This is a genomic window from Rhodobacter sp. SGA-6-6, from assembly GCF_011043545.1.
Lineage (GTDB): Bacteria > Pseudomonadota > Alphaproteobacteria > Rhodobacterales > Rhodobacteraceae > Pseudogemmobacter.
Genome location: NZ_JAAKGP010000003.1, coordinates 301,577 through 326,828 on the forward strand (window position 1 = coordinate 301,577; position 25,252 = coordinate 326,828).

A 25,252-nucleotide genomic window follows, 5' to 3' on the forward strand; every position below is an offset into this window, starting at 1 on the left:
CGGCCCGGGTCCGGCATTCCCGCTCTGGCCTTGCCGCGGCAGGGGCGGGTAGCCTTGGAACGCAACATCTGCGGGAGGTCGCATGAAACCCGTCACCCTGACCCTGCTGGCGGCGCTGCTGCCGGGGATTGCCGCGGCCGAGGACTGGCAGCTGGCCGGACACAGCGTCACGCTGGAGGACGTGGCCGACGGCGGTTCGCGGCTGTCGGCCGATGGCGCGGTGGTGCTGGAGGACTGGCTGCTGCTGACGGACGGCGCCGGGCCGATGCCGGGCGGGGCGGCGGTCTGGGGCGTCTCCGGCCCGGGCGGCAATGCCTGCGACGCCGCACCCTTCGTCCTCTGGCTGCCCGAGGGCGGCGCGGCGCGGCTGGACGGGCCGGTCGACACCTGCACCACCCTTGAAGCCCAAGTCGGCCCGGACAGCATCACCTGGGACAGCGAGCCGGTGCCGGGCGAGATGAGCGAAAGCTGGATCTGGACCCCCGCGGGCGGCATCGTCGCCGGCCCCTCGACCCCCTTCGCCCCGGATGCGGGCCGCGGATGGGAGGCGCTGCCGGAGCTGGCCGATGCCCACCCCGCCGATGCCCTGCGGCTGGAGCCGGTCTACCGGGCGCTGGAAGCCGGGCTCGGGCCGGATTTCCCTGCTTATGAGGAACGGATTTCGGGCCTCGGCTCCGGCGGGCTGGAGGGGGCGGACTATGCCGGCCGCGCCTGCATCAAGCTGGTCTGCGAGACCGATTTCGCCGGCCTCTGGCTGGACGCCGCCCGCCGCGAGGTCTTCGCCTGGTGGCGCAACGACGCCGACGGCGCGCTGCGGCTGTTCCCCGCCGACCGCGTGCTCTGGCCCGAGGGCGCGCTGGCGAAGCTGGCGGAAGAGGATTGAGAAGCGAAAGGGGCCGGAGGTTTCCCCCGGCCCCGATTTTTCGGCGAAAAATCGAATACTTCGATCAGTTCCGCGTCTTGTCCACCATCTTGCCCTTGGAGATCCAGGGCATCATCGCGCGCAGTTTCTCGCCGACCTGTTCGATCTGGTGTTCGTCGTTCAGCCGGCGGGTGGCCTTGAAGAAGGGCTGGCCGACCGCGTTCTCCTGCATGAAGTCGCGCACGAACTTGCCGGTCTGGATGTCGCGCAGCACCGCCTTCATCCGGGCCTTGGTCTCGTCATAGGGCAGGATGCGCGGGCCGGAGACATATTCGCCGTATTCCGCGGTGTTCGAGATCGAGTAGTTCATGTTGGCGATGCCGCCTTCGTAGATCAGGTCCACGATCAGCTTCACTTCATGGAGGCATTCGAAATAGGCCATTTCCGGCTCGTAGCCGGCTTCCACCAGCGTCTCGAAGCCCATGCGGATCAGCTCCACCAGGCCGCCGCAGAGCACGGCCTGCTCGCCGAAGAGGTCGGTCTCGCATTCCTGGCGGAAGTTGGTCTCGATGATGCCCGAGCGGCCGCCGCCGATGGCGGAGCAGTAGCTGAGGCCGATTTCCAGCGCCTTGCCGGTGGCGTCGTTATGGACGGCCACCAGGCAGGGCACACCGCCGCCCTTGGTGTATTCGCCGCGCACGGTATGGCCCGGGCCCTTCGGCGCCATCATGATCACGTCGACGCCCTTCTTCGGCTCGATCAGGCCGAAATGCACGTTCAGGCCGTGGGCGAAGGCGATGGCGGCGCCTTCGCGCAGGTTGTCGTGGACGTATTTCCTGTAGGTTTCCGCCTGCAACTCGTCGGGCATGGTGAACATGATCAGGTCGCACCAGGCGGCGGCTTCGGCGATCCCCATGACCTTCAGGCCCTCGCCTTCGGCCTTCTTGGCGGAAGGCGAGCCCTCGCGCAGGGCGACGACCACGTTCTTGGCGCCCGAGTCGCGCAGGTTCAGCGCATGGGCATGGCCCTGGCTGCCGTAGCCGAGGATGGCGACCTTGAGGTTCTTGATCAGGTTCACGTCGCAGTCGCGGTCGTAGTAAACGCGCATCGGGGCGTCCTTTCCAGTGATGTCTGGAGCGGCAATCTAGGGATCGGGGTGTGAGGATGGCTGCAAAGTTTAAACACCGGGCCTCTCTTTTCGATTGATCATTCGCAATGGTGCAATTACTTGCAAAATTCATGCTAGACGACACCGACCGCCGCCTCCTGCGCCATCTGCTGGCCGAACCTGCGCTCTCCACCGCCGAGCTGGCGGGGCGGGCCGGCGTCACCACCGCGACCTGCTGGCGGCGGCTGGAGAAGCTGACCGAGGCGGGGGTGATCCGCAGCCGGCAGGCGGTGATCGACTGGCGTGCGCTCGGCTATGCGGTGGAGGTCTCCTTGCGCTTCACCCTGGACAAGACCGACCCGCGCGCCTTCGACCAGTTCATCCTCGCCGCCCGCGAGGTGCCCGAGGTGATCGGGATCGAGACCTTCCTCGGCCGCGTCGACCTGCGGCTGAACGTGATCGCCCGCGACATGGGCCACTGGACCGAGGTCTACCGGACCCGCATCCTGCCGCTGCCGCATATCGCCGAGGTGGAGGCGCTGATGCTGGTCTCCACCATCAAGGACAGCGCGGGGCTGCCGCTGTGACTTCTTCCGTGATCGACCTCGACGATACCGACCGGGCGCTGCTGCGGGCCCTGGCGCTGGACGGCACGCTGTCGGCCGGCGAACTCGGCCGCCGCTTCGGCCTGTCGCAGCCGGCGGCCTGGCGGCGGGTGCGGCGGATGGAGGAGGCCGGCGTGCTGGCCGGGCGGCGGATCGAGGTGGACCGCGAGCGGCTGGGCTTCGGCGTCACCGTCTTCCTGGGGGTGAAGCTGGCCACCAAGGGCCGGGTCTCGCTGGAGGATTTCGAGCGCGCGGTGACGGCGATCCCCGAGGTGCAGGTGGTGCAGCACGTGCTCGGCCTGTTCGACTACCGCCTGCGGGTGGTGGCCCGCGACCTGGCGGATTTCGAACGGGTGCTGCGGCGGCGGATCATGACCCTGCCGGGGGTGGGCAACGTCGAGGCCAATGTGCTCTTGACCGAGGAGCGGCGGCCGGGTCCCTTGGGGCTGGCCTAGGGAGCGGGGGCCAGCCCCGTCGCCAGTGGTTCTCGAACCGATGGCGCACCACTGGCGACCCCCGGGATATTTATGGACAGATGAAGCCGGATGGGTGGAATGAAGATTGCGAAGCTGGAGACCTTCGGCACGGCGGACGTCTGTTTCGTGCGGGTGACGGCGGATACCGGCGAGACCGGCTGGGGCCAGTGCTCCACCTACATGGCCGACATCACCGCCGAGGTCTTCCACCGGCAGGTGGCGCCCCATGCCCTGGGGACGCGGGTAGAGGATCTGGAGGACACGCTGCGACTGATCTACGAGCGCGAGCACAAGTTCCCCGGCAGCTACCTGCGCCGGGCGCAGGCGGGGCTGGACACCGCGGTCTGGGACCTGATGGGCCGGGTGCAGGGCAAGCCGGTGGCGGAACTGCTGGGCGGCTCGGCGGGGCGGGTGCGGGCCTATGCCTCGTCGATGAAGCGCGACATCACGCCCGAGGACGAGGCGGCGCGGTTCCTGCGGCTGCGCGACGCCCATGGCTTCACCGCCTTCAAGTGGCGGGTCGGCGCCGAATGCGGCCGCGACCGCGACGAATGGCCGGGGCGGACCGAGGCGGTGATCCCGGTGGTGTCGAAGGCGCTCGGCGACGGGGTGGACAAGCTGGTGGACGGCAATTCCTGCTACTCCCCGGCGAAGGCCATCGAGGTCGGCCGGATGCTGGAGGACCACGGCATCGGTCATTTCGAGGAGCCCTGTCCCTATTGGGAAGTGGATCAGACCGCCGAGGTGCGGCGGGCGTTGAAGATCGACGTGGCCGGGGGTGAGCAGGATTGCGAGCTGACCGCCTGGCAGCTGGCGATCGAACATGGCGCGGTGGACATCCTGCAGCCCGACATAATGTATATGGGCGGCATCTGCCGCACGCTTGAGGTCTGCCGGATGGGCCATGCCGCCGGCTTGGCCGTAACGCCCCATGCGGCCAACCTGGGGCTGGTGACGCTGTGCACCATGCACCTGCTGCGGGCGATCCCGAACGCCGGGAAATACCTGGAGTTCTCCATCGAGGGGCCGGACTACTACCCCTGGCAGGAGGGGCTGTTCCTCGGCGATCCCTACCGGATCGAGGACGGCCACGCCACGGTGACCGACGCGCCCGGATGGGGGGTGGAGGTGAACCCGGAGTGGCTGGCGGCCGCGCGGCACAGGGTGAGCGAGCGGTAGCGGCGGGGTGAACCCCGCCCTACGCTGACCTGACGAGCCCACGCTGTAGGGCGGGGTTCACCCCGCCGTTCCCTCCGCTTCCATGGCGAAGGCCATCGCCTTCGCCATAGCGGAACATATCCCCATGGACCGGCCGGGTGCCCAACGCACCCGGCCAGCGCCCGCCCCGCCCTCGGCGGGCGCTTCTCGCCCGCCGGGTCGGGCGCTGGTCTATGTGGTCTCGGGCTGACAGGTCTCCGGTTGAACCCTCGCGCACGGGCGGGGGCGAGGCAGTGCCGCGCCTCATCCCGCCCGGCCGGATGTGGCCTGCCAAGTTCCCGCTCCCCCTTGCGGTTCCCGGCGCGACCGCCGACACTCGCCGCGACAGAAGGAGGAACCCATGCCCGGACTGCACCCGAATATCGACCCCGAGGGGCTTGAGGAATTCTCGGTGGTCTTCACCGACCGCAGCCTGAACCACATGTCCGCCCGCTTCCAGACCGTGATGCGCGATGTCTCGGCGATGCTGAAGGAGGTCTACAAGGGCAGCGCCACGGCGCTGGTGCCCGGCGGCGGCACCTATGCGATGGAGGCGGTGGCGCGGCAGTTCGGCAAGGGCAAGGCGCTGATCGTGCGGAACGGCTGGTTCAGCTATCGCTGGACCCAGATCTTCGAGGCCGGCGGCTTCGCGGCCGAAACCCATGTGGCGATGGCGCGGGCGTCGGGCAACGCGCCGCAATCGGCCTATGCCCCGCCGCCTGTCGAGGAGGTGGTGGCGAAGATCCATGAATTGCGCCCCGATGCCGTCTTTGCCCCGCATGTGGAAACCTCCAGCGGCATCATCCTGCCCGACGATTATGTGGCGAAGCTGGCAACTGCGGCGCATGAGGTGGGGGCGCTGATGGTGCTGGACTGCATCGCCTCGGGCTGCATCTGGGTGGACATGGCGGCGACCGGCGTGGACGTGCTGATCTCGGCGCCGCAGAAGGGGTGGTCGGCCTCGCCCTCGGCCGGGATCGTGGTGCTGTCGCCGGCGGCGGAGACGCGGCTGGAGGAGACGGCTTCCAATTCCTTCGCGCTGGACCTGAAGAAGTGGCGGGCGATCATGAAGGCCTACGAAGACGGCGGCCACGCCTATCACGCCACCATGCCGACCGATGCGATCCTCGGCCTGCGCGACGCCATGGCGGAGACCAAGGCGATGGGGTTCGAGGCCGCGCGCGCGGCGCAATGGGCGCTCGGCCGGGCGGTGCGGGGGATGCTGGCCGCGCGGGGCGTGAAGTCGGTCGCGGCCGAGGGCTTCCAGGCCCCGGGCGTGGTGGTCAGCTTCACCGAGGACCCGGGCGTGCAGAGCGGCGCCAAGTTCCGCGAGAAGGGCGTGCAGATCGCTGCGGGCGTGCCCTTGCAGGTGGGCGAGGGGGCCGAGTTCCGCACCTTCCGGCTGGGCCTGTTCGGGCTGGACAAGCTGAAGGACGTGGAGGGCACGGTGGCCCGGCTGGAACGGGCGGCGGAGGGGGTGCTGTAGGCCATCGGGGGAGGGACGGCGGGGTGAACCCCGCCCTACGCCGGGCCCCACCCGCCGGCCCGGTCGGGATGGTCCCGTAGGGCGGGGTTCACCCCGCCGCTCCGCCGGTGCAATGGCGAAGGCCATCGCCTTCGCCACGGCGCAACCGTTCCCCATGGACCGGCCGGGGCCCAAAGGCCCGGCCAGCGCCCGCCCCGCCCATGGCGGGCGCTACTCGCCCGCCATGGGCGGGCGCTGGCCTCTCGGGGTCTTGGGCTGCCAGCGTCTCCGGTTGATGCGATGCGCACGGGCGGGGGCGAGGCAGTGCCTCGCCTTCTCCCGCCCGGCTACGCAAGATCGGGTTTCGGGAAAACCTCACGCCACCCGCAACAGCCGCCCCTCCCGCCCGGCGATCTCGGGCCGGATCAGGGCCTGCGTCCAGGGGCTGTCGGGGAAGACCGCGTCGATCTCGGCCCGGGCCTCGGCGTCCAGCGCCACCAGCGCCTGCCGGCCGAGGTAGAGGCTTTCCACCGGCGCGCCCTCGGCCAGCAGGATCTCGTGGCCGTCCAGCAACAGGTGGAAATACTCCACCTCTGCCCGCGGCTCCACCCGCACCCAGCGGCCGTCGACCAGGTGGCGCACCGCGACCAGCACCTCGGCCTCGCCGAACAGCAGTTCCGCCATCGGCCCGCTGACCAGCACCCGGTGGTTCGGCGACAGGCAGAGGTCGCGGCTGTTGCCCAGATGGCCGGCGCTGATACGCACCGGGGCCAGCTTGCCGGTGCCCGGCACCCGGGAGGACCCCGCCCAGCGGAGCGGCTGCGGCCCGTGGTCCAGCGTCATCACCAGGTCGCCCGCCACAAGGTCCTCCACCGGGCGCGGGCCCTGCGGCGTCTCGATCAGGCTGCCGCGCAGGAAGCAGGGCGCGGTGGAGGGATCGACGGTCAGCCCCGGAATCGGCGATGAGGTCGATCCGGTGTAGGTCGACTGGCCCTGGATGTAATAGAGCGCCGTCCCCACCGGCGGCGCCTCGCCCAGGAAGGCGATGCCCACCACCTGGGTGTCGTAGCCCGAGGTGATCGACACCCCCACCAGCTCATAGGCGTTGCCCTGATCGTCGAACAGGGTGACGTGATATTCGTCCTCGACCGTCACCGGCGGCGGCGACTGCCAGCGGACGGTGGAGGCCGAGGGCGTCCAGGTCCGCCCGCCGATGGTGACGGCCTGCGTCAGCTGCTGGTCCACCACGGTGGAGCCGCTGTAGGGATCGTCCGACAGGATGCCGTTGCTGTCGGCGAAATTCAGGGTGGCCGTGTTCGAGAAGTCGAAGGTCAGCCTCAGATCGTTGGGATTTTCCCAGCTGAAGGCATCGCCGTTGAGCGCCTTCTCGACCGGATGGCCGTTGCGCGGCGCACCGCCGGCCATGTCGGTGACGGTCACACCCCCGACGGAGATGATGGTTAGCGTTGCCATGCCGTCTTCTGAACTGCTCGAGACGTTTTGTGTTTCCGCCAGTCTAGCAGCAATCGCCTCACCGCGAAACCGGCAATCGGGCGCATGCGGCGGAAAGGGTCAGCGCAGTCCGAGGCCCGCGCGCATCATCGTCCGGCGCAGGGGCGCGAGGGAGTAGAGCATGTCCAGCGCCCCCGCCCGCAGGTCCCGCAGGCCCTGCGCGCCCAGCATCGAGGCGCGGTTCAGCGCATCGACCCCGGCGACCCGCAGCTTCACCTCGGCATGGCGGGCGCGGTGGTAGGCGTCCAGCATCCGCGCCGACCCCAGCCCGGCCGGATCGGCGGCGGCGAGGTCCAGCAGGCAGCGCAGGTCGGCGAGGCTCATGTTCAGCCCCTGCGCGCCGATGGGGGGCACGACATGGGCGGCCTCGGCCAGAAGGGCGGTGCGCTCGCCCGCCATCCTCTCGGCGACCTGGGCGATGATCGGCCATTGCGTCAGCCGCGACACCACCGTCAGCGGGCCGAGGATGCCGCAGGAGCGGGCGTTCAGCGCCGCCGCGAAGTCCTCTGGCGGCAGGGCGGCCAGCCGGGCGACCTCCGGCCCGCGCTCCATCCAGACCACGGCCGAGGCGGGCTTGCCGCCGCGGTCGGGCAGCGGCACCAGCGTGAAGGGGCCGCCGGAGCGGTGGATCTCGGTCGAGACATTGCCGTGCGGGATCGAGTGGGTGACGGCGAAGGCCAGCGCCTTCTGGCCGTAGCGCAGGGTCTTCACCGGGATGCCGAGCGCCTGCCGCATCGTCGAATTGCGGCCGTCGGCGGCGGCGACCAGGCGGGCGGCGACGGTGGTGCCGTCGCCGAGGCTCACCAGCGCCTCGGCCTCGCGGGTCAAGAGGCCGGTCGCGGCGGTGCCGGGGCGGAAGGAGACGTTGGGCATCCCGGCCAGCCGGGCGGAGATTTCCCGGCGCAGCAGCCAGTTGGGCAGGTTCCAGCCGAAGGGCTGGTCGGAAATCTCGGCGGCGTCGAAGTCCTTGACGATGCGCGGCTCGGCCACCGGCCCGCCGGCATCGACGATCCGCATGACCTGAAGGGGGGCGGCGAAGGGCAGGAGCCGCTCCCACAGGCCGGCGGCCTGCAGGACGGCGATGGAGGGCTGCAGGAAGGCGGTGGAGCGCAGGTCCGATCCGCTGGCGTCTTCCTGCGTCACCGGCGGGTCGGGGTCGACGCAGATCACCCGGAAGCCGGCCGCCCCGAAGGCCGCCGCTGCGGTCAGCCCGGCGATGCCGCCGCCGGAGACCAGGATGTCGGTGGTTTCACGCATGTCGCCTGCCTTATAGGCCGCGGCGGCGGCAGGGAACAGGCGGCAAAGCGCCCCGGCGGGTCAGGAATTCGACTTGCCGGGCCAGGCGATGGCGACGAAGAACCAGAACACCAGCGGCACCATGACCAGCGCGGCCAGGGTGAAGACCACCGCCCCCCATTGCAGCGCCGCCAGCACCAGCAGCACCAGCGCGGCGGCGATGGCGAGAAGCACGCGCGGTGCGGAGGAAGGGGTGTTGCGGGGGGTCATCGGGGGCTCCATCAATGCTGCCCCGAAAATACAGGATTGCGGCGGCCGGCCCATCGGACCGAATGACGCATCCCGAATTCAGCTTTCGACCAGCCGGGCCAGGAACTCCGACAGGTCCTCGGCATGGTGGTGGATATGCGGCGCCTCCAGCCGCTGCGGCGCGATATGGACGGTCCGCATCCCCAAGGCGTGCGGCACGGCGAGGTTGCGCGGGTCGTCCTCGAACATCGCCGCGGCGCCGGGGTCCAGCCCGTCGGCGGCCAGCACCGCGTCGAAGGCTTCGCGGGCGGGCTTGGGGCGGAACAGCGTCTCCTCCACCCCGTAGATGGCGTCGAACAGGTCGTGCAGGCCGCGGGCCTTCAGCACCCGGCGGGCATAGGCGGCATCGGCATTGGTATGGACGATCCGCCGCCCGGGCAGCGCCGCCAGCCGCGCCGCCAGCACCGGATCGGGCAGCAGGGGCGAGAAGTCGATGTCGTGCACCGCCGCCAGATAGTCGCCCGGGGCGATGTCGTGCTCGGCCATCAGCCCGGCCAGCGTGGTGCCGTAAAGCGCCCAGTAATGCCGGCGCAACTGGTCGGCGTGCTCCCGGCCGACCTGCAGGCGTGCCATCACCCAGTCGGTCATCTTGGCCTCGATCTGGTCGAACAGCCGCGCCGAGGGCGGGTAGAGCGTGTTGTCGAGATCGAAGACCCAGGTCTTCACATGGCGGAAATCATGGCGGGGCATGTCCCCGTCATAGGCCGCGGCGGCGGGGTTGGAAAGGCCGATCTGCCGCGGACGGTCCTGCTTGATCGGGGGGCGGGCGGGGGCTAGGGTGCGCGGCGCATGACGGAATTGTGACGGAAGGGCCGGGAGAGCGGTGCAGAAGGATGCCTATACGCTGATCCTCGAACAGATCGAGGGCGGGACCTACAAGCCCGGCGACCGGCTGGTGGAAAGCGAGCTGGCCGAACGGCTGGGGGTGTCGCGCACGCCCGTGCGCGAGGCGCTGCAGCGGCTGGAGACCCAGGCGATGCTGACCCGCGACGGCCGCAGCCTGATCGTCGCCAGCCTCGACCACAACCAGCTGGCCGAGCTGTATGCGGTGCGGACGGAACTGGAAGGGCTGGCCGCCCGGCTGGCCGCCCGCCACGCCACCGAGGAAGAGATCCGGGTGCTGCAAAGCATGGTGGCCGAGGACCGGGCGCTGCTGGGCGGCGATCCGCGCGAGCTCAGCCGGGCCAACAAGCGCTTCCACAAGCAGATCCACCTGGCCAGCCACAACCGCTTCCTGGTGCAGCAGCTGGACCTGGTGCACCGCTCGATGGCGCTGATGGCCAACACCTCCTTCGCGGCCGAGGGCCGCGACGAGGTGGCGCTGGCCGAGCATGACGAGATCGTCGCCGCCATCGCCGCCCGCGACGGCGAGGCCGCCTACCAGGCGCTGAAGACCCACATCAGCCGCGCCTTCGAGACCAGGCTGCGGGTCGAGGCCGGAGAAATCCGCACCCGGTAACTCCGGTTGCCATATTGCGCGCCTTGCGGCGCAAGCCTTTCGTCTCGCCTCTGCGCGCAAGCGCGCAACCGGCTCGGGCGTGCCTCCGGCGGGGATATTTTCGTCCAGAAAGAGGACAAAGGTCCCTCCTCTTTCTGGACTTAAATATCCTCTGGGGGTCCGGGGGGCGAAGCGCCCCCGGTCCGACGGCAGCCGCAAGAACCTCCGCCGGCGACGCCGGATCACGCCCGCGGGCCGGGCAAGTCGTAGAGGCCGTGGTTGGTCTTGTCCCAGTAATAGGGCCGGGCGATCATCTCCCACAGGCCCTTGTAGGCCGCCAGCGCCGCCAGCGGGAAATAGAGCTGCAGGGTCGGCACCCAGAGCGCCGAGATGCGGTGGCCGCTGCGCTTCAGCGCCACCACGCCCAAGGTGACGTTCACCGCCTCGGACAGCAGGAACAGCCCGATCATCAGCGCCAGTTCCCCCTGCGTCATCGCCGCCGCCAGCGGATGCCAGAGGCCGAGGGGCAGGACCCAGAAGCTCCACAGCAGCGGCGCCAGCAGCGATTGCAGGATCGAGCCGAGGAACATCACCTGGAAGCCGAGGAACCGCCGCGGGCCGAGTTGCCGCCACAACAGCACCGGCCGGCGCATGTGCACCGCCCAGGTCATCATGTAGCCCTTGATCCAGCGCGAGCGCTGCTTGATCCAGGGGATCACCCGGCAGTTTGCCTCTTCCCCGGTCACGGTCTCCACCAGTTCGGTCCGGTAGCCGTGGCGGGCGAGGCGGATGCCGAGGTCGGCATCCTCGGTCACGTTGTGGGCGTCCCAGCCGCCCAGTTCCTCCAGCACCGCGCGGCGGAAGAACAGCGTCGTCCCGCCAAGCGGCACGGCAAGGCCGAGCCGGGCGATGCCGGGCAGCATCAGCCGGAACCAGCCGGCATACTCGATGGTGAAGCAGCGGCTCAGCCAGTTGGTGCGCGGGTTGTAATAGTCCAGCACGCCTTGCAGGCAGGCCACCTCGGGCCCGCGGGCGTGGAAGCGCTGCACCACCTTGCGGATCTGCCCCGGCTCGGGCGCGTCCTCGGCGTCGTAGATGCCGATGATGGCGCCGCGGCAATGGTCCAGCGCCAGGTTCAGTGCCCGCGGCTTGGTCTTGACCCGGCCCGGCGGCACGGTGATGACGCGCATCCAGGGCGGCAGGGCGGCGGCATCCAGCGCCTCGCGCGTCGTCCGATCCTCGGCCTCCACCGCCAGCACCACGTCCAGCAGTTCGCGCGGATAGTCCAGCCGCGACAGCCGCCGGATCAGCCGCGGGGCGATGTCGCTTTCGCGGTAGAGCGCCACGATCAGCGAGACCTGCGGCAGCCGGGCCATCGGCAGCGGCGGCGGCTCCTCCGGCGCGGGGCGCAGCGCGGCGAGGCCGGCGGCGAGTTTCAGGGCCATCGACAGCGCCAGCGAGATCAGCGCCAGCCCCAAGAGCGCCCGGGCGAAACCGAGCGGCGCCAGCCAGGCCAGCGTCAGCGCCAGCAGCCCGGCGAAGACCGGCGCCGCCAGCGCCTCGGGCCGGCCCCAGCCGCGGGCGCTTTCGGCCTCGGCCACCCGGTTCTCGGCGGCCAGCGCGAGGCGCGGGCCGCGGCGGGCGTGGACCGCCGCCTCTACCCCCGCGGCGGAGGCCACCGCCATCAGCACCGGGCCGAGGTCGCGCTCCAGCCGGGGACGCAGGCGGGCGAAATCCTCGGGCCGCGAAGTGGCGACCACCGTCGTGCCGCCCGCCCGCCGCCAGGGGACGAGGCCGAGGCGCAGGCACTCCGCCGCGCCGATCACGTCGATCAGCCGGGGGTCGGGCAGCGGCGCGGCGGGATCGACGCAGGAGGTGCCGAAATGCCGGGCGGCGGCCTGCAGCAGCGCCGCCTCGCTGCCGCGGCCGCGGGCGATCAGCAGGTCGAGAAGCCGCCCCCGCCGCCGGGGCAGGGCGGAGAGCGACTGGACCAGATCCTCGGGCCGGACCAGTCCTTCGCGCAGCAGCGCGGCGGCAAGCCCGTCCTCGCCTCTGGCGGGGCGGGGCGTATATGCCGGATTTTCCAGACGTCGCGCCGTCGCCATCGCCGCCCCTTTCCCGGGGCAGCATCGGTGCGCAGGGTTAACGGACGGTTAACCCGACCCCGATCAGGCGGCGCGGCGGGCCTTCATCGCCGCCGAGAACCGCTCGAACAGGTAATAGCTGTCCTGCGGGCCGGGGCTGGCCTCTGGGTGGTATTGCACCGAGAACACCGGCCTGCCATCGACCGCGATGCCGCAATTGGTGCCGTCGAACAGGCTGACATGGGTTTCGCTGACGCCCTTCGGCAGGGTGTCGGCGTCGACAGTGAAGCCGTGGTTCATCGAGGTGATCTCGACCTTGCCGGTGGTCAGGTCCTTCACCGGATGGTTGGCGCCGTGGTGGCCGTGGCTCATCTTGCGGGTCTGCGCACCAAGGGCCAGCGCCAGCATCTGATGGCCGAGGCAGATGCCGAAGAGCGGCAGGTCGCGCTCCAGCACGCCCTTGATCATCGGCACGGCATATTCGCCGGTGGCGGCCGGGTCGCCGGGGCCGTTCGACAGGAACACGCCCTCGGGGTTCAGCGCCAGCACATCCTCGGCGGTGGCGGTGGCGGGCAGCACGGTCACGTCGCAGCCGGCGGAGGCGAGGCAGCGCAGGATGTTGCGCTTGGCGCCGTAGTCCACCGCGACGACCTTGAAGCCGGGCGCGGTCCGCGGGGCATAGCCCTCGGGCCAGGCCCAGCGTTTCTCGTTCCAGGTATAGCTCTGGGCGCAGGTCACGTCCTTGGCGAGGTCGAGGCCGACCAGGCCCTTCCAGCCGCGCGCCTTCGCCACCAGCGCCTCGATGTCGAACTTGCCCGAGGGGTCATGCGCCAGCGCCACATGCGGCGCGCCCTGCTGGCGGATCGCCCGGGTCAGCCGGCGGGTGTCGATGCCGCCGATGCCGATGCGGCCGATCTTCGCCAGCCAGCCGCGCAGTTCGCCGGTGGCGCGCCAGTTCGACGGCTCGGTCGGGTCCCATTTCACCACCATGCCGGCGGCGGCCGGGGTTCCGGTCTCGTCGTCCTCGGCGGTGACGCCGGTGTTGCCGATATGCGGGAAGGTGAAGGTGACGACCTGGCCGGCGTAGGAGGGATCGGTCATGATCTCCTGATAGCCGGTCATCGCGGTGTTGAAGACCAGCTCGGCCACCGTCTCGCCGGTGGCGCCGAAGCCCTGGCCGTAGAACAGCGTCCCGTCGGCAAGAGCGAGGCAGGCGGTAGCATTCTGCGGCGCAGGCATGGGGCGAGTCTCCGGTGCGGGCGAATTGGCCGGAACCTAAAGGTCGGGGCGAGCGGGGTCAAGCCCGGCAGGGAAATGGTTTTTATATTGAAATCAATATCTTGCCGCGGCGCGGCGGAGTTGCGGGCCTTGGGGCTTTCGGCTATATTGGGCAATCTGCAATCCAGGGAGCAGCCCGAGATGTCATTGCGTGATCGCCTGCAGGCGGCGCTGAAGGAAGCGATGAAGGCGAAGGCGGCGGACCGGCTGTCGACGCTGCGGCTGATCAATGCGGCGATCAAGGACCGCGACATCGCCTCGCGCGGGGAAGGCGGGCCGGAGATGGTCTCGGATGCCGAGATTACCGCGATCATGGGCAAGATGGTCAAGCAGCGCCAGGAATCGGCCCGCGCCTACGAGGAGGGCGGGCGGCTGGAACTGGCCGAGAAGGAACTGGCCGAGATCGGGGTGATCCAGGAATACCTGCCCCGGCAGATGACCGAGGCCGAAGTGGCCGAGGCGGTGGAGGCGGCGATGGCCGAAACCGGCGCGGCCTCGATCCGCGACGTGGGCAAGGTGATGGCGGTGCTGAAGGCGAAATACGCCGGCCAGATGGACTTCGGCGCCGTCGGCGCGCTGGTCAAGGCGCGCTTCGGCTGAGGCCGGAGGCGATTTTTCGGCGAAAGATCGGGTCTCAGCGGAAGGCAGCCAGCGCTTCCGTCAGTTCTCCTTGCAGGCTGATCCGCTCCTCCTCCGACAGGAAGGCGCCGATCTCCACCTCGCGCGGGCCGCCTTTCAGGGTCAGGTAGTGCGGCACCGGGCCGCCGGTCCTGTGGGACTCGACCCTCACCCAATGCGGGTTGGCCCGCCAGTCCTGCCGCTGGCCCTTCGGGCCGTGGCGGGTGAGGGTGATCTTGTCCCGGGAGAGCACCAGTTCCTCCAGGATGTCGCGGTCGCGACCGTTCTTTCTCAGCGCGAACCAGATCGCCCAGATCGCGGCGACGAGGAAGGGCAGCAGCCCCCAGAGCACCGGGTTGCCGAGCACGGCCAGCAGCGGCACGGCGATCAGCGCGGCGGTGGTGCCGACGAACCAGACGAAGCCCGGCTGCGTGAGCGAGCGGTGCGGCCAGAGATGCAGCCGCCGGGTGTCGCCGGAAGGGGGAAGCCATTGGTAGGGCATCGGATTGGACGTGCGGGTCGGTTGTCCCGATATGGCCCGGCGGGGAAGGGGAGTGCAAGGGCGGGGGAAGCGCCGGTCCCGTGCCTTGCCGAGATTGCGCTGTCCGATGGTCCTTCCTACCCCTGTCATCCCCGCGCAAGCGGGGACCCGTCTCCGACGGCAGCCTTCTGGGTCCCTGCTTGCGCGGGGATGACAGTTGCGCTTGCCTTGGCGAAGGCGGGTGCCTTCGCCATGCGCCCCGGACGTCATCTGAACCGGCCGGGCCCTCAAGGCCCGGCCAGCGCCCGCCCCGCCCTCGGCGGGCGCTTCTCGCCCGCCGGGTCGGGCGCTGGCCTCTCGGGGTTTAGAGTGACTGCCGTCTCCGGGTGCAGCCGCCGCGCACGGGCGGGGGCGAGGCAGTGCCTCGCCTTTTCCCGCCCGAAGATACCGTGGGGGACAAGCGACCCGAAAAGCAAAAGGCCCCGGTTTCCCGGGGCCTTTTCCGTTCCGTTCGGCCTTGCCTCAGTGGGCGTGGCCCTTGTCCCAGTCTTCGCGCTTCGGCAGCTGCTCGAAGGTGTGCTCCGGCGGCGGCGAGGGCAGGGTCCATTCCAGCGTGTCGGCGTATTCGTTCCAGTAGTTGTTCTCGGTCACGCGGCGGCCCCAGAGCAGGGTGTAGACCACGATGCCGATGAACAGCAGGAACGAGGCGAAGGACAGGAAGGCGCCCATCGAGGACCACCAGTTCCAGTAGGCGAAGGCCTCGGGATATTCGATGTAGCGGCGCGGCATCCCCTGGCGGCCGAGGAAGTGCTGCGGGAAGAAGGTCAGGTTCGAGCCGATGAACATCATCCAGAAGTGCAGCTTGCCCGCCCATTCCGGGTATTGCCGGCCCGACATCTTGCCGAACCAGAAATACATCCCGGCGAAGATTCCGAAGACCGCGCCCAGCGACATCACGTAGTGGAAGTGCGCCACCACGTAGTAGCCGTCGTGGTAGACCCGGTCCAGCGGCGCCTGGCTGACCACGATGCCGGTCACGCCGCCGACGGTGAACAGGAACAGGAAGCCGAAGGCCCAGAGCATCGGCGTCTTGAACTCGATCGAGCCGCCCCACATCGTGGCGATCCAGCTGAACACCTTGATGCCGGTCGGCACCGCGATGACCATGGTCGCCATCATGAAATAGCTTTGCTGGGTCAGCGACATGCCGACCGTATACATGTGGTGCGCCCAGACGATGAAGCCCAGCACCCCGATGCCGACCATGGCATAGACCATCGGCAGGTAGCCGAAGATCGGCTTCCTGGAGAAGGTGGCGATGACCTGGCTGATGATGCCGAAGGCCGGCAGCACGATGATGTAGACCTCGGGGTGGCCGAAGAACCACAGGATGTGCTGGTAGAGGATCGGGTCGCCGCCGCCCGAGGGGTCGAAGAAGGTGGTGCCGAAGCTGCGGTCGGTGATCAGCATGGTGATGGCGCCGGCCAGCACCGGCAGCGCCAGCAGGATCATCCAGGCGGTGACGAAGATCGACCAGCCGAACAGCGGCACCTTGTGGATGGTCATCCCCGGCGCGCGCATGTTCAGGAAGGTGGTGATCATGTTGATCGCGCCCAGGATCGACGAGGCGCCGGACAGGTGGACGGCGAAGAGCGCCAGGTCCATCGAGAAGCCGGATTCCTTGACCGAGAGCGGCGGATACAGCACCCAGCCCACGCCCGAGCCGCCGGCGACCGAGCCGTCGGCCCAGGTGCCGCCGCCCGGCGCGAACAGGGACGCGACCGCCAGCGAGGTGCCGGCGACATAGAGCCAGTAGCTCAGGTTGTTCATCCGCGGGAAGGCCATGTCCGGCGCGCCGATCTGCAGCGGCATGAAGTAGTTGCCGAAGCCGCCGAACAGCGCCGGGATCACCACGAAGAACATCATCAGGATGCCGTGCGCGGTGACGGTGACGTTCCACAGATGCCCGTTCGGGGTGCATTCGGCGATGGAGGCGGCGGCGGTGAGGCGCATCCCCTCCTCGCACATGTATTGCACGCCGGGGTGCATCAGCTCCATCCGCATGTAGACGGTGAAGATGACCGAGATCAGCCCGACAAGGCCCCCGGTGAACAGGTAAAGGATCCCGATGTCCTTGTGGTTCGTCGACATGAACCAGCGGACGAAGAAGTTCTTCTGTCCGTGGTCATGGCCGTGGATGGCTGCATCGGCCATTTGGCTACTCCCGCTTCGATTCCGTATCTGTCCCGCCGGTTGCCCCCGGGGACATTTTGCGTCCGGGTATCGGTTTAGCCCCGCTGGGGGGCGTCCGCAATCGGTGACTTTGACGCAGATCAAGAAATGATCGCCGGGCGCAGGCGAATCGTCGCAGCCGGGCGGGGCAGGATGTCGCAGGCGGCGGGCGGCCATGGAAAAGGGCACCGGGAGCGGTCCCGATGCCCTTTGCCGCCTTGCGGAGCGGGTGTTACTGCGCGACCGAGGCCAGGTAGGCCGCCATGTCCTCGCCGCCCTTGGCCAGCTTGAAGGTCATCTTGGTCTTGGCCGAGTCGTCGCCCAGCGTGGTCTTCAGCCAGCTGCCCGGGTCGGCGACATAGGCGGCCAGCGAGGCTTCGTCCCAGACCGCGCCGGTCGCGCCGACGGCCTTGATCGCGTCGCCGTATTTGAAATCGGGGTCCGAGGCCACCTGACGGCCGATGATCCCGTAGAGGTTCGGCCCGGTCTTGCCGCCCTTCTGGATGTCGGTTCCGTCGGGGGCGGTGATCGAATGGCACGCCTTGCACTTCTTGAAGTCCGCCTCGCCCGCGGCCGGATCGCCGGCAAGCGCGGGGCCCGCCGCGGCGAGCGCGGCGAAGGCGGCAAGGAAGGTCAGCTTGGTCATGATGTCCTCATGGATAGACGGGGCGCCGAGTCGTGCGCCTCGGCTGCTACATGGGGGAGGGGGGTGCTGATATGCAATAGCAACCACGGTCGCAGAGGGGGCCGCAGGGGGCGAGGGGCCGCGCCCGGTCTCGCCCGAAGAAACTGTCCCGCCCGAAGAAAGCGGAGCATGGGGCGGCGCTACGCCTGTTCCCTCCGGCAGGCGGGTCCCTCGGCGAAGCTCGGCTCGAAGGTCCGCATCAGCGCGGCGTCGAGGTCGGCCATCGTCACCGGCAGGCCCAGGTCGACGAGGCTGGTCACGCCATGGTCGCGGATGCCGCAGGGAACGATGCCGGCGAAATGCGACAGGTCCGGCTCGACGTTGATCGAGATGCCGTGGAAGCTGATCCACCGGCGCAGCTTGATGCCGATGGCGGCGATCTTGTCCTCGGCCGGGCTGCCGTCCGGCCCCGGCGGGCGATCCGGCCGCACCACCCAGACGCCGACGCGGCCCGGACGCACCTCGCCCTTCACGTTGAACTCGGCCAGGGTGGCGATCACCCAATTCTCCAGCGCCCGGACGAAGCAGCGCACGTCCGCCCCGCGCGCCTTCACGTCCAGCATCGTATAGATCACCCGCTGGCCCGGCCCGTGATAGGTGTATTGCCCGCCGCGCCCCACCGGATGGACCGGAAAGCGGCCGGGCTGCACCAGATCCTCGGCCCGGGCCGAGGTGCCGGCGGTGTAGAGCGGCGGATGCTCCAGGAGCCAGATCGCCTCATCGGCCTCGCCGCGGGCGATGGCCTCGGCGCGGGCCTCCATCGCGGCCAGCGTCTCCTGATAGGGCGCGAGGCCGGGGATATGGGTCCATTCCACCATTCGCAGGGCGTCCTTCGGGGCAGGCGGGATGACGGCGCTTGTCACCCCGCATCGGGATTTCCGGTCTTCCGGTCCTTCGCATCCATGCTAACATGGCCGCAGTTTCCAGACCTCTCCCCCGGATTTCGGAGTGATGCAATGAAGATCAAGTATCTTGCAAGCGGCGCAGCCATTGTCGCCCTGTCCATTTCCCCGCTTTCGCCGATGCCCCAGCCCGCCCGCGCCGACAGCGGCGACGTGGTGGCCGGGCTGATCGTCGGCGCCATCATCGGCGGCGCCGTCGCCAGCGAGAAGGGCAAGAAGAAATCCAAGGCCAAGTCGAAATCCTCGAAGTCGAAGGCCAAGGCCCCCGCGATCTCGGCCGAGCAGAAGGCCGCGAATGTCGAGGTGCAGCAGGCGCTGAACCATTTCGGCTGGACGGTCGGCACCGCGGACGGCGCGCTCGGCCCGAAGTCGAAGGCGGCGGTCAAGGAATACCAGGCCTTCATGGGTTTCCCCGTCACCGGCGAGCTGACCGAGCATGAGCGCAGCGTTCTGGTCACCGCCTTCCACCGCGCCGAGGCGGGCGGCTCGGCGATCTCGGAAATCGTCTCCGGCTCGGTCTACGGCCTGCGCGGCGTGCTGATCGCCCAGGCGCAGGAGATGGCGCCGGGCGGCACCATGGCCGCCGCGGGCGGCGCGACCGGGGGGACCGCCGGCGCCATCGTCGCGGAGCCGGCGGTGAAGCCGGGCGAGGTGGCCGCGGCCGCCGCCGCCGCGATCCCCTCGCTGCTGCCCGAGGAGGGCACCGTCGCCGGCCCCGCCGCGCCGATCGCGCCCTCGGCCCCGGCTGCGGTCGACCCCGTGCTGCCCGTGGCCCCGGTGGTGACGCCGGTCACCGCCCCGGTGGTCGCGCCCGAGGCCGGCAAGCCCGCGCCGATCCCGCTGCCCGCCGCCCCCGTGGCCGCCGCGCCGGAGCCGGAGCCCTCGGCGCCGGTGGTGGAAGAGGCCGCCGTCGAGCCCGCAGAACCCGAGGAGACCGCGACGGCCGAGGCCACCGGCCCCGGCCTGCCCACCTTCCTCGGCGCCGGCGGCAAGGACACGCTGACCGCCGCCTGCAATGCGGTGGCGATGCAGACCGCGGTCAACGGCGCGCCGGTGTCGGAAGTGACGGTCGAGAATGCCGGGCTCGCGCTGGACGAACAGTTCTGCCTGGCCCGGGCCGAGGCCGTCGCCGCCGGCGACCATCTGGCCGCGCAGGTGCAGGGCTTCACGCCCGAGCAGATCGCCCAGCAATGCGACGCGCTGGCTCCGGTGCTGAAGGAGCACGTCGCCGCCCTGTCGACCAGGCCGGCGGAAGAGGTGCTGGAGGGGGTCGAGGGCTTCGCGCTGGCCTCCGGCATGTCGCCCGAGCAGCTGACGGGCACGGCGCAGGTTTGCCTCGGCGTCGGCTACAAGGCCGACAATGCCTCGGTCGCCATCGGCTCGGCGCTGCTGCTGACCGCGATGGGCGAGGCGGGCTATGCCGAGCTTCTGGGCTTCCATCTGGCCCGCGGGCAGGGGGCGGAGGCGCGTCCCGATCTGGCCGAGGGCTGGTATGAGCTGGCCGCCGGCGCGGGCGATCCGGTCTTCGCCGCGGGCGATGCCGGCCGCACCGACATGCTGCTGGACGCGGCCTATGCGCTGAACGGCCATGGCCCGGCGACCGAACCGGCGCTGCCCAGCTTCGTGGTGGCCCCCGCGGCGGAACCGGAGGCCGAGCCCGCGCCGCTGCCTGCGGCCCCGGGCGAGCCGGTGGCGATGCGGGTCGAGGGCCCCGGCGCCGATGCGCTGCGGACGGGAGCGGAGTTTGCCCGCGCCGCGCTGACCGCGCCCTTCATGGCGATGGCGGCGCACTGACCATGCGGGAAGGGGGCAGGGCATCGTCCGGCCCCCTTTGCCCGCCAAATTGTCCCTTCCAATCCGGCCCGACTGCGGCTAGACAGCGGCCACCCGGAAGCCGGTGCCGTGCGGATGTGGCGGAATTGGTAGACGCGCAGCGTTGAGGTCGCTGTTCCTTAACCGGAGTGAAAGTTCGAGTCTTTTCATCCGCACCACCGGCCCGGGGCAGTCCTGCTCCCGGGCCGTTTGCTTTCCCCCGGGCCGCGATTCGCCGGGCCGCCCGCCGCGCCCTGCCGACCCTTCCGCGACAGGTCATATTTCCGCCGCAGTCCGGTCCGGCTGCACGGTTTTCCCGCATTTGCACCGGCGGCTTCCGCGGCCCTGATTCTGCGTTGCATTACGCCGCGGCATTTGCTTACGTCGCACTCCGACAAGGCCGGAACAACGGCCGGGACGACAGGGAGACCAAGCTTGGCCGCAGCACCCCAGGGTGACGCATACGTCGCATTCAAGCATGTCCAGAAAAGCTATGACGGCGTCTCGCTCGTCGTGAAGGACCTTAACCTGGACATTGCCAAGGGCGAGTTCCTGACCATGCTGGGCCCCTCCGGCTCCGGCAAGACCACCTGCCTGATGATGCTGGCGGGGTTCGAGACCGCCACCCATGGCGAGATCCTGCTGGACGGCCGCAACATCAACATGGTGCCGCCGCACAAGCGCGGCATCGGCATGGTGTTCCAGAACTACGCGCTGTTCCCGCACATGACCGTCGGCGAGAACCTGTCCTTCCCGCTGGAAGTCCGCGGCATGGGCAAGGACGAGCGCGAAACCCGGATCAAGCGGGCGCTGGACATGGTGCAGATGGGCGCCTTCGCCGCGCGCCGGCCGGCGCAGCTCTCGGGCGGCCAGCAGCAGCGCATCGCCTTGGCCCGGGCGCTGGTGTTCGATCCGGCGCTGGTGCTGATGGACGAACCCTTGGGCGCGCTGGACAAGCAGCTGCGCGAGCACATGCAGTTCGAGATCAAGCACCTGCACGAAAGCCTTGGCATCACCGTGGTCTACGTCACCCACGACCAGGGCGAGGCGCTGACGATGTCCGACCGGATCGCCGTCTTCAACGATGGCCGCATCCAGCAGCTGGCCTCGCCTGCCGACCTTTACGAGCGCCCCGAGAACAGCTTCGTCGCCGGCTTCATCGGCGAGAACAACAAGCTGCCCGGCACGATCGAGGAGCTGTCGGGCGACAAGGCCCTGGTGCGGCTGGCGACCGGAGAGGTGATCGACGCCACCCCGGTCAACATCCGCGAGAAGGGCCAGCAGACCCTGGTCTCGATCCGGCCGGAGCGGGTGGAGTTCAAGCCCGGCATGATGCCCGAGGGCGCGCATACGCTGGACGCCGAGGTGATCGAGGTCATCTACATGGGCGACATCCTGCGCGCCGTGCTGCGGGTGGCGGGCAGCGACGGCTTCGTGATGAAGATGCGCAACACCCTGGGCCAGACCAGACTTTCCGCCGGCGACCGGATCAAGGTCGGCTGGCATCCGCAGGACGCCCGCGCGCTGGACGTGATCTGACGTCCCCGCGCGGCCACGACAACCGGGCCGGCGAAAAAGCCCGGGACTGAACCATCAACACGGGAGCGACCAGATGAAAAGACTGCTGATCCTGACCACCGCCTTCGGGGCGCTTGCCCTGCCCGCCACGGCCGACGAGATCACCGTGATGGGCTGGGGCGGCGCCTATACGGCCAGCCAGATCGAGGCCTATCACAAGCCTTTCACCGCGGCGACCGGCACCACCGTGGTCTCGGTCGACAGCGACAACCCGGCGACGCCGATCAAGGCGCAGGTCGAGGCCAACAACGTCACCGTCGACGTGGCGATCCTGGAAATCGCCGATGCTGTGCGCCTGTGCGACGAGGGCGTGATCATCCCGATCGACCCGGCCTCGCTGCCCGCGGGCGTGGACGGCACCGCCGCCGCCGACGACTTCCTGCCCGGCACGCTGACCGAATGCATGGTGCCGACCGACATCTTCTCGACCATCATCGCCTACGACGCCTCGAAATATGCCGAGGGCGAGGGGCCGAAGACCATTGCCGACTTCTTCGACACCGAGAAGTTCCCCGGCAAGCGCGGCATCCGCAAGTCGCCCAAGGTCACGCTGGAAATGGCGCTGATGGCCGATGGCGTGCCGGCGGGCGAGGTCTATGCCATGCTGGAAACCCCCGAGGGGCTGGACCGCGCCTTTGCCAAGCTGGACACGATCAAGGCGGACGCGGTGTTCTGGGAGGCCGGCGCGCAGCCGCCGCAGCTGCTGGCCGATGGCGAGGTGGTGATGACCATGGCCTACAACGGCCGGATCTTCAACGCCGCCCAGCAGGAGGGCAAGCCCTTCGACATCGTCTGGGACGGCCAGGTCTACGAATGGGAAGGCATGTCGATCCCGAAAGGCGCCCCGAACGAGGCCGCCGCGCTGGAGTTCGTGAAGTTCGCCACCTCCTCCGAGCCCGCCGCCAAGGCCGCCGAGTTCATCAGCTACGGCCCGCCGCGCAAGTCCTCGGCCAGCCTCGTCGGCAACATCCAGGGCACCGACCAGCCGATGTCGCCGAACCTGCCGACCGCGACCGAGAACCTGACCAACGCGCTGGCCTCGTCGCTGGACTTCTGGGCCGACCGCGACACCGAACTGGGTGAGCGCTACAACGCCTGGCTCGCCGCCAACTGATGCCGACCGGCGGCGCGGGGGACCCCTGCGCCGCCCCTTTCCTTCAGGACGATGCAAGCGATGACCGACGCCACCGCCCCCCTGACCACCACCGACGGACGGCCGCTGAAGGCCGCGCTCGCGGCGGCCGGGGCGCGGGCGCGGCGCCGGGCGCTGTTCCTGGTGCTGCCGTTACTCATCTTCGTGATGATCACCTTCGTGATCCCGATCGGCCAGATGCTGCACCAGTCGTTCTACAACCCCTATTTCTCGCGCAATGCGCCCAACGTCGCCGCCTGGTTCGCCGGGAACCCGGTGGGGACCGAGCCGGACGAGGCCGCCTATGCCGCCCTGGCCGAGGATTTCCGCGCCATGCAGGCCGCCAAGACCGCGGGCGAGGCCGCGACGCGGGTCAACTACACCCTGCCGGAAACCCGCTCGCTGATCACCAAGACCGCGCGCAACGCGGGCGACCTGGCGCCGCCCTACAAGGAGGCCTTCCTCGCCATCGACAAGAAATGGGCCGATCCGGCGGTCTGGCAGGCGATGCGTTCCTCTTCCACCGCCTATACCTCGGACTTCTACCTGATCGCGGCGGATTTCGAGCGCGCCGCCGACGGCACGGTGCAGAAGGTGCCGGACAAGCAGCGGATCTACGTCAAGCTGTTCATCAAGACCTTCATCCTGTCCGCGCTGATCACGGTGATCTGCCTACTGCTCGCGTTCCCCATCGCGCATCTGCTGGCGACGCTGCCGATGGCCAAGGCCAACCTGCTGATGATCCTGGTGCTGCTGCCGTTCTGGACCTCGCTCCTCGTGCGGACGACCAGCTGGATCGTGCTTTTGCAGCAGAAGGGCGTGGTGAACGAGACCTTCGTCGCCCTCGGCCTGGTCGGCGACGGCAACCGGCTGAACCTGATCTACAACCAGACCGGCACCATCATCGTGATGACGCATATCCTGCTGCCCTTCATGGTGCTGCCGCTCTATTCGGTGATGCGGGTGATCCCGCCCAGCTATGCCCGCGCCGCCCGCTCGCTGGGGGCCACCTCATGGACCACCTTCCGCCGCATCTACCTGCCGCAGACCCTGCCGGGGATCGGCGCCGGGGCGCTGCTGGTCTTCATCCTGGCGGTCGGCTACTACATCACCCCCGCGCTGGTCGGCGGCGCGGACGGGCAGCTGATCTCGAACCTGATCGACTTCCACATGGACAAGTCGAACTGGTCGCTGGCCGCGGCGCTGTCGGCGCTGCTGCTGGTGGGGGTGCTGCTGCTCTACTGGCTTTACGACCGGCTGGTCGGCATCGACAAGCTGAAGCTCGGCTGAGGAGGAGAAGACCATGGCCCTTCCGACCTATGCCGACCCGCTGGAGCGCGCCTGGCACTATGCCTACCTGCTGATCTGCGGCCTGATCTTCCTGTTCCTGATCGCGCCGATCCTGGTGATCATCCCGCTCTCGTTCAACGCCGAGCCCTATTTCACCTTCACCGAGAAGATGCTGACCTTCGACCCCGAAGGCTATTCCCTGCGCTGGTATGATGCGCTGGTCTCGGTCGGGATGCAGGCGCCGGATGCGGAAACCGGCTGGTGGGCCGACATGTGGCGCAACTCCACCTGGGTCCGGGCGGCGAAGAACTCGCTGATCGTCGGCTTCTGGGCGACCATCCTCGCCACCGTGCTGGGGACGCTGGCCGCGCTCGGCCTGTCGCGGCCCGAGATGCCCTACCGGCGGGTGATCATGGCGGTGCTGATCTCGCCGATGATCGTGCCGATCATCATCATCGCCACCGGGCTGTTCTTCTTCTACTCCAACCCCTGCAGCATCCTCGCCACCAGCTGCGGCAAGCTGACCTCGACCTATACCGGCATCGTGCTGGCCCATGCCACGCTGGGGATTCCCTTCGTCATCATCACGGTGACGGCCACGCTGTCGGGCTTCGACCAGTCGCTGATCCGCGCCGCCGCCAGCCTGGGGGCCAATCCGCGCACCACCTTCTTCAAGGTGGTGATGCCGCTGATCCTGCCCGGCATCATCTCGGGCGCGCTCTTCGCCTTCGTCACCTCCTTCGACGAGGTGGTGGCGGTGCTGTTCATCGCCGCGCCGGACCAGCAGACCATCCCGCGGCAGATGTGGAACGGCATCCGCGAGCAGATCAGCCCGGCGATCCTGGCGGTGGCGACGATCCTGGTGGTGATCTCCATCGCGCTGCTGGCCTCGGTCGAGCTGCTGCGGCGGCGGTCGGACCGGCTGAGGGGCGTGACGGGGCGGTAAGCTCCT

The 25,252-nt window shown here is 69.3% G+C and carries 23 protein-coding genes and 1 tRNA gene; 13 read left to right on the top strand and 11 right to left on the bottom strand.

The features are described 5' to 3' along the window. The first annotated feature begins 82 nt into the window (after positions 1 to 82). Positions 83 to 883 (top strand): hypothetical protein, encoded by an 801-nt coding sequence (locus G5B31_RS07915; protein WP_165015704.1) that lies wholly within the window; start codon positions 83 to 85, stop codon positions 881 to 883. Between the two features lie 64 nt (positions 884 to 947). Here the strand turns inward: G5B31_RS07915 and ilvC are convergent, their stop codons facing one another. Next, a complete protein-coding gene (gene ilvC, locus G5B31_RS07920) occupies positions 948 to 1,970 on the bottom strand; it encodes a ketol-acid reductoisomerase (RefSeq protein WP_165015707.1) in 1,023 nt (340 codons plus the stop codon). Positions 1,971 to 2,101: 131 nt separating this feature from the next. On the opposite strand from ilvC, the gene G5B31_RS07925 reads away from it, so the two are divergent. The 4 genes from G5B31_RS07925 to G5B31_RS07940 all read left to right on the top strand — a co-directional run bounded on the left by G5B31_RS07925 (position 2,102) and on the right by G5B31_RS07940 (position 5,734). After that, positions 2,102 to 2,557 (top strand): Lrp/AsnC family transcriptional regulator, encoded by a 456-nt coding sequence (locus tag G5B31_RS07925; protein ID WP_165015710.1) that lies wholly within the window; start codon positions 2,102 to 2,104, stop codon positions 2,555 to 2,557. An 8-nt stretch (positions 2,558 to 2,565) separates the two neighbouring features. Continuing rightward, positions 2,566 to 3,030 carry an Lrp/AsnC family transcriptional regulator gene (locus tag G5B31_RS07930; RefSeq protein WP_165016292.1) on the top strand — a complete coding sequence of 155 codons (465 nt, stop codon included), beginning with the start codon at positions 2,566 to 2,568 and terminating at the stop codon, positions 3,028 to 3,030. A gap of 99 nt (positions 3,031 to 3,129) precedes the next feature. Then, positions 3,130 to 4,230, top strand: a complete 1,101-nt coding sequence (locus G5B31_RS07935; protein ID WP_165015713.1) for a mandelate racemase/muconate lactonizing enzyme family protein — start codon at positions 3,130 to 3,132, stop codon at positions 4,228 to 4,230. A gap of 379 nt (positions 4,231 to 4,609) precedes the next feature. After that, a complete protein-coding gene (locus G5B31_RS07940) occupies positions 4,610 to 5,734 on the top strand; it encodes an aminotransferase class V-fold PLP-dependent enzyme (RefSeq protein ID WP_165015716.1) in 1,125 nt (374 codons plus the stop codon). 354 nt (positions 5,735 to 6,088) lie between these two features. Here G5B31_RS07940 and G5B31_RS07945 read toward each other — a convergent pair whose 3' ends face one another. The 4 genes from G5B31_RS07945 to G5B31_RS07960 form a co-directional block, all read right to left on the bottom strand. Next, positions 6,089 to 7,186, bottom strand: coding sequence for a Hint domain-containing protein (locus tag G5B31_RS07945; protein WP_165015719.1), 1,098 nt, complete (start codon positions 7,184 to 7,186; stop codon positions 6,089 to 6,091). 99 nt (positions 7,187 to 7,285) lie between these two features. Beyond that, positions 7,286 to 8,482 (bottom strand): UbiH/UbiF family hydroxylase, encoded by a 1,197-nt coding sequence (locus tag G5B31_RS07950; RefSeq protein ID WP_165015722.1) that lies wholly within the window; start codon positions 8,480 to 8,482, stop codon positions 7,286 to 7,288. Positions 8,483 to 8,542: 60 nt separating this feature from the next. Beyond that, positions 8,543 to 8,731: a hypothetical protein gene (locus tag G5B31_RS07955; RefSeq protein WP_165015725.1), complete on the bottom strand. Its 189-nt coding sequence runs from the start codon at positions 8,729 to 8,731 to the stop codon at positions 8,543 to 8,545. 78 nt (positions 8,732 to 8,809) lie between these two features. Continuing rightward, a complete protein-coding gene (locus tag G5B31_RS07960) occupies positions 8,810 to 9,460 on the bottom strand; it encodes a pyrimidine 5'-nucleotidase (RefSeq protein WP_165015728.1) in 651 nt (216 codons plus the stop codon). Between the two features lie 133 nt (positions 9,461 to 9,593). On the opposite strand from G5B31_RS07960, the gene G5B31_RS07965 reads away from it, so the two are divergent. Beyond that, positions 9,594 to 10,229, top strand: a complete 636-nt coding sequence (locus tag G5B31_RS07965) for a GntR family transcriptional regulator (protein WP_165015732.1) — start codon at positions 9,594 to 9,596, stop codon at positions 10,227 to 10,229. A 221-nt stretch (positions 10,230 to 10,450) separates the two neighbouring features. Here the strand turns inward: G5B31_RS07965 and G5B31_RS07970 are convergent, their stop codons facing one another. Together G5B31_RS07970 and carA are read right to left on the bottom strand one after the other, a co-directional pair. Beyond that, positions 10,451 to 12,313, bottom strand: coding sequence for a glycosyltransferase (locus G5B31_RS07970; protein ID WP_165015735.1), 1,863 nt, complete (start codon positions 12,311 to 12,313; stop codon positions 10,451 to 10,453). Positions 12,314 to 12,376: 63 nt separating this feature from the next. Beyond that, positions 12,377 to 13,531: a glutamine-hydrolyzing carbamoyl-phosphate synthase small subunit gene (carA, locus tag G5B31_RS07975; protein WP_165015738.1), complete on the bottom strand. Its 1,155-nt coding sequence runs from the start codon at positions 13,529 to 13,531 to the stop codon at positions 12,377 to 12,379. A gap of 180 nt (positions 13,532 to 13,711) precedes the next feature. Here carA and G5B31_RS07980 point away from each other — a divergent pair, with 180 nt between their 5' ends. Continuing rightward, complete coding sequence (locus tag G5B31_RS07980) at positions 13,712 to 14,170, top strand: GatB/YqeY domain-containing protein (protein WP_165015741.1); 459 nt, start codon at positions 13,712 to 13,714, stop codon at positions 14,168 to 14,170. 34 nt (positions 14,171 to 14,204) lie between these two features. On the opposite strand, the gene G5B31_RS07985 is transcribed toward G5B31_RS07980, so the two are convergent. The 4 genes from G5B31_RS07985 to lipB form a co-directional block, all read right to left on the bottom strand. Further along, positions 14,205 to 14,690 (bottom strand): DUF2244 domain-containing protein, encoded by a 486-nt coding sequence (locus tag G5B31_RS07985; protein ID WP_165015744.1) that lies wholly within the window; start codon positions 14,688 to 14,690, stop codon positions 14,205 to 14,207. Positions 14,691 to 15,191: 501 nt separating this feature from the next. Then, a complete protein-coding gene (locus tag G5B31_RS07990; protein ID WP_165015747.1) occupies positions 15,192 to 16,883 on the bottom strand; it encodes a cytochrome c oxidase subunit 1 in 1,692 nt (563 codons plus the stop codon). Between the two features lie 250 nt (positions 16,884 to 17,133). Then, positions 17,134 to 17,547 carry a cytochrome c family protein gene (locus G5B31_RS07995; protein ID WP_165015750.1) on the bottom strand — a complete coding sequence of 138 codons (414 nt, stop codon included), beginning with the start codon at positions 17,545 to 17,547 and terminating at the stop codon, positions 17,134 to 17,136. Between the two features lie 179 nt (positions 17,548 to 17,726). Continuing rightward, positions 17,727 to 18,410 carry a lipoyl(octanoyl) transferase LipB gene (gene lipB / locus G5B31_RS08000; protein WP_205911860.1) on the bottom strand — a complete coding sequence of 228 codons (684 nt, stop codon included), beginning with the start codon at positions 18,408 to 18,410 and terminating at the stop codon, positions 17,727 to 17,729. Positions 18,411 to 18,608: 198 nt separating this feature from the next. Between lipB and G5B31_RS08005 the strand changes: the two genes are divergently transcribed. The 6 genes from G5B31_RS08005 (at position 18,609) to G5B31_RS08030 (ending at position 25,246) form a co-directional block, all read left to right on the top strand. Next, positions 18,609 to 20,282, top strand: coding sequence for a peptidoglycan-binding domain-containing protein (locus tag G5B31_RS08005; protein WP_165015756.1), 1,674 nt, complete (start codon positions 18,609 to 18,611; stop codon positions 20,280 to 20,282). Between the two features lie 110 nt (positions 20,283 to 20,392). Then, a tRNA-Leu gene (locus G5B31_RS08010) sits at positions 20,393 to 20,479 on the top strand. 256 nt (positions 20,480 to 20,735) lie between these two features. Continuing rightward, positions 20,736 to 21,839 carry an ABC transporter ATP-binding protein gene (locus G5B31_RS08015; protein WP_165015759.1) on the top strand — a complete coding sequence of 368 codons (1,104 nt, stop codon included), beginning with the start codon at positions 20,736 to 20,738 and terminating at the stop codon, positions 21,837 to 21,839. Positions 21,840 to 21,912: 73 nt separating this feature from the next. Next, positions 21,913 to 22,992, top strand: coding sequence for an ABC transporter substrate-binding protein (locus G5B31_RS08020; protein ID WP_165015762.1), 1,080 nt, complete (start codon positions 21,913 to 21,915; stop codon positions 22,990 to 22,992). A 60-nt stretch (positions 22,993 to 23,052) separates the two neighbouring features. Then, positions 23,053 to 24,300 (top strand): ABC transporter permease, encoded by a 1,248-nt coding sequence (locus G5B31_RS08025; protein ID WP_165015765.1) that lies wholly within the window; start codon positions 23,053 to 23,055, stop codon positions 24,298 to 24,300. 13 nt (positions 24,301 to 24,313) lie between these two features. Continuing rightward, on the top strand, positions 24,314 to 25,246 hold the full coding sequence (locus G5B31_RS08030; RefSeq protein WP_165015768.1) for an ABC transporter permease: 933 nt from the start codon (positions 24,314 to 24,316) through the stop codon (positions 25,244 to 25,246). Positions 25,247 to 25,252 lie beyond the last annotated feature (6 nt).